Genomic DNA, 927 nt, shown 5'->3' with positions numbered 1-927 from the left:
GGTCAGCGTCATGATCGGTCTACTGGCAGGCACCTATCCGGATATACCGATGCTAACGATACCGGCCGCGCAATGGAAGAATGCATGGCACCAGCGTCACAAGGGCTCTACGCTCGAAGAGACGTATAAGGCATCGCGCACAACCCCACACCAAGTGGATGCGTGCTTCATCGGCATATACGCGCTGGAACGTGGCCTGAGCAAAGTGTTCGACTACGATCCGCGCCGCATAGTCCACATGGCTGAAACCACTAGCTGCACACGACTTATCAATCGACGGAGGTCATCATGAAACAGCAACTACCTCAATCCTTCATTCGGGCGGGCGTGACGCGCACGCAAATTGCGGCAGCTGCCGCAACCAATAAGGTCGAGGCGCGTATTAACATGAGTGCTGATGTGGCAGGTGCAGGGCTGTGCCCTGAATGCCGCAAGCCCATGGAACGCAGCAACGCGAACGGGTTTCCCGTCATGATCTGCGAAGCGCACCGGATTGCTATTCCAATGCCGGACGGCACCTTCTAAGGAATCGTCATGGCTAAGAAAAAAGCAGAGTTGTCCATCGAAGATATGATGGGATTTGATCTGCGACCCAAAACCGAAGAGCCTGCGCCCGAGAAGAAGGTTAAGAAAAAGGTGAAACGACCCGCGCAGGACCTCGATGCTATCGAGGAAACACCTGCGCCTAAAAAGCGTGGTCGTCCGCCCCTTCCCAAAAACACGGAACAGACACCAAAAGGTCGTGACCGTGATCAGCCTGTAACTGACGTTGTTGTGGTGAAGCCCGAGCGCGATCCGCTTGAGGATGACGACGATGACATGGGACTAACCGTGAGTCGAAAGCGTCGAGAGGTAGTGACCGTTGATGAGGACGGCTCACGAATCTCGCGCCTCAAATCAGGCTCTCTTAACTCGATTCTGGGCGAC

Annotated in this window: 2 protein-coding genes and 1 pseudogene; all 3 read left to right on the top strand. The window is 55.1% G+C overall.

Annotation, left to right across the window (positions count from 1 at the left end):
* The coding region (locus AC1RPN_RS07820) for a hypothetical protein (protein ID WP_481763655.1) at nt 1-292 on the top strand (292 nt) is incomplete at its 5' end.
* Nucleotides 289-525: a hypothetical protein gene (locus AC1RPN_RS07815; protein ID WP_289864647.1), complete on the top strand. Its 237-nt coding sequence runs from the start codon at nt 289-291 to the stop codon at nt 523-525. The genes AC1RPN_RS07820 and AC1RPN_RS07815, both read left to right, overlap by 4 nt.
* A 9-nt stretch (nt 526-534) precedes the next feature.
* A pseudogene (locus AC1RPN_RS07810) lies at nt 535-927 on the top strand (hypothetical protein); the annotation flags it as partial.

The sequence above is a fragment of the Dellaglioa sp. CoH-57-MRSF-20 genome (assembly GCF_056781955.1).
This window is presented reverse-complemented; position numbering and strand designations above follow the sequence as displayed.

What these genes read in the sequence shown, in the direction of transcription:
- AC1RPN_RS07815 (WP_289864647.1), top strand. Translation starts at nt 289, where the DNA reads ATGAAACAGCAACTACCTCAATCCTTCATTCGGGCGGGCGTGACGCGC.